Consider the following 8,399-nt stretch of genomic DNA (forward strand, 5'->3'; position numbering starts at 1 on the left):
TGGACTCAACTAAATATCAAAGAGGGCTTTGATAGTGAAATCATCAAAACCCTTAATTTCAATGCGTTGCCCTACGACTTATTAGTCGATAAAAATCTGATTATCAGAGCCAATGGTTATACTAAATCATTTGAAATATTATCCAAAATTAATTAAAGGTAACACCTCAGTCGATTTTTCACTCGTGTACAATTTCATTGTCTGAGCAAAATGCTACACCCAACATAGTTAGGCCTCGCACAACTCATTTTCTAAAACATACTTCCAGACCTCTTTTAAAGCCATTTAAAGGAGGTCTGTTCTTTAAAGAAAATAATCTCAAACTTAAAGGACTTACTAAGCTATCCAGACAGATTTTTATACTGGAGTTTTTTACGCACTTACATACCTTTTAAGTACACATTTTAGATGATTTTCTAAGGTAAAATTAAAGGCTCTACACAAGATGGAAGTCTATGTTTCTTTCGATATATTTGAGTTGTACAATAGGCACACGGGTTTGGCGTAATAGCGGGGTTAGGCGCAAGCTTGAAGCTTTACACTTTTAATGAACGTTAGTAATAAATTGACACTTTGTACTCCGAAATCCGCCCGAATAAAAATGACAAAAGCCTTAGCTACCTATTTTATGACAGACCGCTTAAACATAGAGAAACTGAAAATTTACAATTCGTATGGTGGTGACATTGACGGAATTTGTAGAAATAACAGACCAGCCGAAAAAGCTGCCTTTGGAGACAACTTTGATAGTACTTGGTCTTTAATTGCAAACAAACTTCAAGACATAGAACTCATTTCGAAACAACTAACTTCGTATGACTATACGAAAAATACTTTGACAGAGTTATATGAAAATTCAGATGATGAAACATACAACTTGTTTACCGACAAAATTCCATTTTATAATGACTTTCAAAAAGTAAAAAGCATTTTAGAAACTATCAAAAATTTGATAATAGACGGCACTGATACGGTTTGGGCAGGTTATGATAATGGTAAAGAATTTTTAGTTGACTTAAATACAGACATTGAAAAAATTAGGTTTTGCGATTTTGAAACTTTGGACAAACTGAATATGGAATTTGCACAGGCTTCAACTTACCAAGAAATATCTTTATCAAATGGTTGGGCTAACGAATACCTAAAACTAGCTGAACAGTTTGACAATTTATACAAAAGACTAAAAAGCAAACAGGTAATTAGAAATAAAAAGAAATAATCTAAACTTAGCGAAGACAAAAAGCAGTAGGCACAGCCGTTTGGCAAAATGGAGGCTGAAGTCCTTCGTATAACAGTTTCAAGAGCTATTCTTTGATTGAACTTTAGTGCTAAAAATCTACAACATCGCCAAGCCAAAAACCTTTATGTGCACTAATAACAGACGACAATGACACAATGGAAACCTATATTATTAAGTGACCTCTATGACCAAATCCAAAAGACGGAAACAGACCTAAATGGAGAACTTTGGAACTTTTGGCAGCTAATCAAAATAGACCCGACAAAGTGGGTAGAGAATGATTATGGTAATGAAGGGAGCAGTTTTTGGGTCGTTGCAATTTGCGGCTCAAAAATCATTTGGTACAATGACATAGAAGATGGTTTCAATATTTCTGACTATAGGACACACGGACAAATAGAAGGGTATTATTGCAACCAAGACGAACTAAGTTGGGATGTAACTCGACTATTTGATTTGTTAAAATTTGGAGGACAAATAATTGGACAAGCTGGACCACCACAAAACTTGACTTGAAAACAACTGCACCTAGCAGCACATTTGTAAGTTGACAGTTTAGTACTTCTACATGCGTTTCTTCATCAAGCGCCAAAACTATGAAACATTTTCTATTCATAATTTTTCTATTGACATTAATTTTTTCTTGTAAGGACAAGCACCCTAACAAGCCAAAAGTTGTTTCTGCTGCCACAGCTATAAAATCAATTTCAACGGTTGATGGCAACACACCTACAGCAGAAGAACAACTGATAAAATTCGACTCTAAGTATAGTTTTGAAACATTCAAAGCAAAACTTTTTACAGGTAAGACAGCATCGCCCGACTTCACTAATAATGAATTTGCGAGTGATAAAGAATATGTAAAATTCATAACTGATGGTTGCAATAAAAACGCTATAAATTTTGGTGGTCATTTTACAATAATTCAAAGAAGCTGTGGAGCAATGTACGAACACATATTTATAGTTGATCGAATTACTGGAAAAATCTATACAGACATTAGACCTTATGATGGGCATTATGGTTATTTATATAAAAGAGACAGTTACTTATTAATCGCAAACTCAAATTCATTTCAAGACGACAGTTTAAAATATTATAGTAACCTCTCTGATAAACCAGAACTATTTATTTGGAAAGGCAATAATTTTCACCCTTTGAACTAAATAGAACGTACAACAAAAGTATTTACAAAAGAAGGGTTGGACAATGTAATATCTGCTAGATTGACGGTAAAGTGACTCCAAATCGCCACCTGCGGGTATCTGCAAAACGTTGGTGAATACTTTAAAACGATACTCAAATGAAAATTACCTTTGAAAAAATTAGAGAGCTTTACGATATTTCCGACAACTCTTTTGGACTTTCTGAGCATGAGATATTAGACTGTGAAATTCGACTTTCCATAACTTTACCAAGTATTTTGAAAGAATATTATTTGCAGTTAGGCAACAACAGTCAACTGAATCAAACGCAGTACTTTTTACTTTTACCCAATAAAATATACTTCGACAAAGGCGATCATTTGATATTTTATAGTGAAAACCAAGGAAATGCAATTTGGGGTATTAAACGAGAAGAACTAAATTTTGAGAATCCACAGGTTTATATTACCTACAACAACGATAATTGGACATCAGAGGGCAAGCTTTTAGATTTTTTGACTGCAATGGCATATTTACAATCTATTTTTGCTTTTCAATTTAATGCAAATGCGGTGGACATTTCAAAAGATATAGAAAATATTGTTCGAGACAATTGGGAAAGGGTAGCATTAAAGATTGAGCTTTGGGCAGTGGAGTTTTTTCAAAACACAATGGGCGAAGTAATAGCTTTGATCAATAGTGATAATCAAACCGACCTTTTTGTGGCAACCAAGACAATCATAGACTTTGAAAAAATTAACAAACGACTAAAAGTCAATTGGGACTACAACTCATCGGACGAATAAAAATAGCATCCAATATGGATTTGTGGTAAATGGAGTGAGAAGTAATTACTCAAAACATATATCTTTAGAATAAAATATTTGAAAATCTCTTGGAGAACTATCCGAATATATAACTGAATCAAGATAGTTTTTAACGGGCTGGCATTAACAACTTTATAGGAATAGCACCTTTTCAATTAAAAATGTAAGTAATAAACATGAAATACATTTTGGCACTTTTATCATTTATTCTAGTTGGAGATGCGTTTTCACAAGACAAGCTATTTCGAAACACACCTAAAAAAATAGCAGATTTTCAGCAACTCGCCAGTAAAGCTAGCTATAAAAACGATTCAATACACGCTAGAGCTTATAATGACTCTATACGGAACTACATTATTAACAGCAAAATTGACACCTATACATTCAAAACAATAGACGGGAAATTTTTAACAACAGAAAACGTAAGCAAACCAATTTTTCTGGTTACAAGTGCTTCATGGTGTGGCCCTTGTCGTATCCTTGTGAAGCCATTAAACAAAATAGCTGAAGAATACAGTGATAAAATACAATTTGTGGTTTTGTATTGGGATACAAAAGAGAAGATTGATGGCCTTGCGAAAAAATATTCTAGCAAAGTCATGATTGTTCCTTCTCCAAATCAATCAAGTTCTGACGGTATGATGGGTCTTAATATTGCAGGATTTACTCACTCATTAGGCTACCCCACCCACTATCTTATTAAAAATAAAATAATTATTGACTATTTCACTGGAGCTCTGGAAGCAAACGTAAAAACACAAAACTCTAAAGAAGGGGTTGAATCTTCAATCTTAGATATAGAAACGAAAACATTCAACCTAAACTACGAATTACTTAAAACTAGCGTTGAAAAGCTGTTGAAATAGTATTCTATTGAGTCGTCGGATGACCAAGCCTTTAACGTTGGTGACAATCACAAAAGAATATTTCAAATTTAAGATGAAACTAATTCTACTACCGATTTTTATACTTTTGACAATCAATATTTTCGCCCAGTCTACAGAAAAGTTTGACGGAATTGAAAGTAATGATATTAGAATTATTAGTGTGGATAAAACATTAAAAAAATGTTTGAGCACTAATGAAGGCTCTACAACACTTGGTATGAAACAATGCTATTTAGATAATATTCCTAAAATGGATAACGTCCTTAATATTGTCTATAAAGAAGTCTTAAATATGTTAAAAAAAGATGACCAAGAAAAGCTAAAAGTAAGCCAAAGAGCGTGGATTAAGTTTTATCAAGCAGAAACAACTTTGACTAATGAAGTATTTAGAAGTTGGTCAAATTACTCAAAATATCAGTATGGCTCACAGATTAATGTCACAGAAGTTCATATGACATACACATTATTAAGAGAGCGAGCGAATAGACTAAGCTATTATTTATCAGCTGAATAGCATATTAAATAGGGTCTAATTTCAGGCAATTTGAATGCTACTGAAATATGTTTCCTCGCTCGTTGACAATTTATTGGTGAACTTGGGTTACCCTTTGCGTGAGTATATATCATCACATAGACAAAAGCTTCGACCACCAATATGGTAGCTGTTAAAAATGCTTATTTTTCTAAAACATACATTCAAACCTCTCTTAAAACCATTTAAAGGAGGTCGGTCTTTTTAAGACTTAAAGCACTTTAATTCAAGCTATTTCCCGACTTTTCAACATCAATTATCAGAACTTACCAAGCTATCCAGACTGATTTTTATACTGGAGTTTTTTATGCACTTATATACTTTTAAAACAAGTATTTTCTGGCAATTTGCCAAAGTAAAATTAAAGGCACTACCTAAAATGGAAATCAATGTTTATTTCTATATTTTTGAGTTGAGCAAATTGAACACATACATCAATCAGCTAACAGCGAAGGATCAAAAGCAGGTTTTCAAAATTCCCACTTGCCACAAGCCCATCATAGTGAGTGACACTACACATAAACAATGAAACATCACTTCGGCGACTATTGGACGATCATTCCCAATAGAGAAAGATTTGCATTTATTACTGACTTTGAAATTGCGAACAAGGAAGAAGTAAAAATATTAACGATTACTAAAACCCAAAACAAAACTCATTGGGGACAAATATTTGACTGTCCAAAACTGGAAGAACTAACGCTTCACGACCCAAGCAAAGAACAGGTTCAAGCAATTCGCAGCCTAACAAACATAAAGCGTTTAAGAGTAACTTTTTTCAAAGCTACCAATATTGACTTTATTGGTGACTTACATAATTTAGAAGAATTGGTTCTTGAATATGTTTCAGGATTTACCGACTTGTCGCCACTTTCAAAGCTGACAAAACTAAAATCGGTACATTTTGAAAATCTTCGCAAAGTCTCAAATTTTGATGGACTAAAAGGAGCGAACAGTTTACGGTATTTATATATCAACGGGACGCTTGATTGGAGCCAACCTATTGACAATTTTGAGTTTTTAAAAGGACTTCCAAATCTTGAAGCATTCTCTCTTGGTTGGATTATTAACAAGTCACCATTCCCTGCGCTCACATCCGTTCTGACCTTAAAGAAATTGAAAAAAATTAGCGTAGTAAGCAACACACTTCCAACCCAAGAGTTTGCATTTTTGGAACGTGCTCTACCAAATGTTCAAGGTGCTAACAATGAAATTTATCGAAGAATCGCATATGGTAGTTTAAAGATGACAAATGATGATTTTCGTTCTCAACTTTCAGAAGAAATAATCAAAGAAAAACACCCAGAAGTTAGGATAGTTTATGATGGAACAAGAGAAATAAACGACCCAAATACAGAGTGGTTTGAGTTCATAGGTAAACAGGCAGGACGTGTAAAATGTAATAGCCCAAAAGCAGACGAAAAAATTGAAGAATTTAGACAAAAATATGGGCAATATAAAATTGAAGCAGAGAGAATTATTCAAAACTACTGTCACTAACACGGATTTTACAATGGAAGTGCTGACAGAATAAAATTACCTAATTATTGCGTTGCTCTGCAACCCTTCACAGTAATTTATAATGGAGAAAACCGATAAATCTATACATAACATTTGTATTGCTTCAATCAAGAGAAATACAATTAAGCCGTATGACTTTAAATGGACGAAGTTTTACGAAAACAATGCTGATTTCCCTTATTCTGGACTTGAAATTGAGTTGGCTGACAACGAGCTATATATTTGTTCAACGTTTATTGACAATAACAACTTTAGTATACTGACATCAAGACGCTTAGTGACTAAACAGGACGGACAATTATGCTCGGAAAATATTCTAGGGGCAACCAACAAACTATGTGGAAACTTTAAAGGGGGTGAAGACGAAAATAATTATATATTCGGACAGATTCAACTACCAAGCGGAAACGTATTAAAGTATTTTATTGAAACAGGAAATGCCTCAATGGTGATGATATACGGTGTAAGAACATTAATTAGAACAAATACAATGACACCAAATCAGGTTGATACTATTGCCCGAGCTTGGAATAACAGATTAAATAAATAGAACTATCGCTAACCAGCTTTTCGTCAGCCGACGAAAAAAGATGGGAACTTCTATTTAACTCAATTAGGCTTTACCGACATTGGTAGTGCCGACTTTGATGGCTATATGTTATTAAAAAAAGAGCATATTGAAATACACTTTTTTGAGTTTAAAGAACTTGACCCAAAAGAAAACTATGGGCAGGTTTATATTCGTACCAACGACATTGAAGTGCTTTACCAATCTATGTTGGACAATAACCATAACATTCATCCATCAGGACATTTACAAACTAAACCTTGGGGACAAAAAGAGTTTTCTATGCTTGACCCAGATAACAATTTACTTACCTTTGGACAAAGTATGTAGGTTTTTGACAAGATAAAAACTCAACTCTAAGAACTTTTCTATACTTTTGTTTCGGCAGAAGGAAATCTTTCTAGCATTTATAAGTAACTCAATAATAGAATTTTACACTTATAATTTTCCCAAAAAATGAGATTTGGATCCCCTTACTGCTATAAGCCCTCCTACCCGTTGGCGACAATATACACAAACCCTAAACATACTGATGACAAAAAATGGCATATATAATGGTAGACATAGAAAGTGATGGACCAATTCCAGGAGACTATTCTATGATTTCATTTGGAGCAGTTTTGGTAGACGAACATCTTGACAAGACATTTTACGGAAAGCTAAAACCTATTTCGGACAAATATATTTTGGAGGCTCTCACTGTTTCAGGACATTCAAGAGAAGAAACCCTAGGTTTTGAAGAACCTAAGATTGTAATGGAAAACTTCGCGAATTGGATTAAGGAAACTTGTAAAGACAGACCCATTTTTATAAGCGACAATAATGGTTTTGATTGGATGTTTATTTGCTGGTACTTTCATCATTTCATTGGGACAAACCCTTTCGGATTTAGTTCTCAAAACTTGGGAAGTCTCTATAAAGGAATTGAAAAAGACACCTTCAAGACATTCAAACACTTACGTAAAACCAAACATACGCATAACCCTGTGGATGATGCGAAAGGAAATGCTGAAGCATTGCTAACAATGAAAAAAGAGTTTGGGCTTAAAATAAAGTTTTGACTATGAACCCACAAAGAAACAAGAAAAATATTATCCAATATCCCCCCGAAACTTTAAGAACTTTTGAAGTAAAAAATTAAGCATTAATGCAAAATAAAAATGCATTAATACGCATTAGGCTATGAGCCATAGGCAGTAGGCAAAAATGTATTCATGGTATTATTTTAAACACTTTTTTATTTCCAGCATATCACAAATAGCTTAGTAAAATTCTTTTAATTTTGCTCACTAACTTATGGTAATTTATGCTTGACACATAGATAAATACTACCACAAAATGGTTTATAATAAGTGGGTCAAAGGAATATAATTCTATTTTGAGAAAGAGCGTACAAGAAGCGATTATTGACAAAGACGCTTATAAAAAATAGTTTTTGAATTTGCAGACCAAGTTGAGGGTTTTTATAGGTCAAGTTTGCCCAATACAATTCCAACAATGAAACAAATACTAACATATCTACTTCTCCTTTTGACATTCATTTGCTACGGACAGTTTGCAATTGTAAACGACAAAGACAATCTACTAAATGTAAGAGAAGATGCTACTATACCCAGCTTTTTTAAGTAGGCATATTTTTTTGATAATGAGACATTTGCATTTTTATCCATCTTAAAAAG

General features: G+C 33.5%; 9 protein-coding genes and 1 pseudogene. All 10 read left to right on the forward strand.

Annotated features, from left to right (window positions below):
* Positions 1-601: 601 nt before the first annotated feature.
* The 10 genes and pseudogenes from GVN22_RS26170 to GVN22_RS26215 all read left to right on the forward strand — a co-directional run bounded on the left by GVN22_RS26170 (position 602) and on the right by GVN22_RS26215 (position 7,781).
* Positions 602-1,219 (forward strand): hypothetical protein, encoded by a 618-nt coding sequence (locus tag GVN22_RS26170; protein ID WP_166553964.1) that lies wholly within the window; start codon positions 602-604, stop codon positions 1,217-1,219.
* A 168-nt stretch (positions 1,220-1,387) separates the two neighbouring features.
* A complete protein-coding gene (locus tag GVN22_RS26175) occupies positions 1,388-1,756 on the forward strand; it encodes a hypothetical protein (protein ID WP_166553965.1) in 369 nt (122 codons plus the stop codon).
* 80 nt (positions 1,757-1,836) lie between these two features.
* Entirely contained in the window at positions 1,837-2,406 is a 570-nt protein-coding gene (locus GVN22_RS26180) for a hypothetical protein (RefSeq protein WP_166553966.1), read from the forward strand.
* 137 nt (positions 2,407-2,543) lie between these two features.
* Positions 2,544-3,191, forward strand: a complete 648-nt coding sequence (locus GVN22_RS26185) for a hypothetical protein (protein WP_166553967.1) — start codon at positions 2,544-2,546, stop codon at positions 3,189-3,191.
* 197 nt (positions 3,192-3,388) lie between these two features.
* Positions 3,389-4,078: a thioredoxin domain-containing protein gene (locus GVN22_RS26190; RefSeq protein WP_166553968.1), complete on the forward strand. Its 690-nt coding sequence runs from the start codon at positions 3,389-3,391 to the stop codon at positions 4,076-4,078.
* A 73-nt stretch (positions 4,079-4,151) separates the two neighbouring features.
* A complete protein-coding gene (locus GVN22_RS26195) occupies positions 4,152-4,613 on the forward strand; it encodes a lysozyme inhibitor LprI family protein (RefSeq protein WP_166553969.1) in 462 nt (153 codons plus the stop codon).
* Between the two features lie 543 nt (positions 4,614-5,156).
* On the forward strand, positions 5,157-6,131 hold the full coding sequence (locus GVN22_RS26200) for a leucine-rich repeat domain-containing protein (protein WP_166553970.1): 975 nt from the start codon (positions 5,157-5,159) through the stop codon (positions 6,129-6,131).
* A gap of 82 nt (positions 6,132-6,213) precedes the next feature.
* Entirely contained in the window at positions 6,214-6,702 is a 489-nt protein-coding gene (locus GVN22_RS26205; RefSeq protein ID WP_166553971.1) for a hypothetical protein, read from the forward strand.
* A gap of 57 nt (positions 6,703-6,759) precedes the next feature.
* Positions 6,760-7,050: pseudogene (locus GVN22_RS26210) on the forward strand (VOC family protein); the annotation flags it as partial.
* A gap of 212 nt (positions 7,051-7,262) precedes the next feature.
* A complete protein-coding gene (locus GVN22_RS26215; RefSeq protein ID WP_166553972.1) occupies positions 7,263-7,781 on the forward strand; it encodes a 3'-5' exoribonuclease domain-containing protein in 519 nt (172 codons plus the stop codon).
* Positions 7,782-8,399: the final 618 nt, after the last annotated feature.

This window comes from Cellulophaga sp. BC115SP (assembly GCF_009905545.1).
In the GTDB taxonomy this organism is placed as follows: domain Bacteria; phylum Bacteroidota; class Bacteroidia; order Cytophagales; family Spirosomataceae; genus Flectobacillus; species Flectobacillus rivi.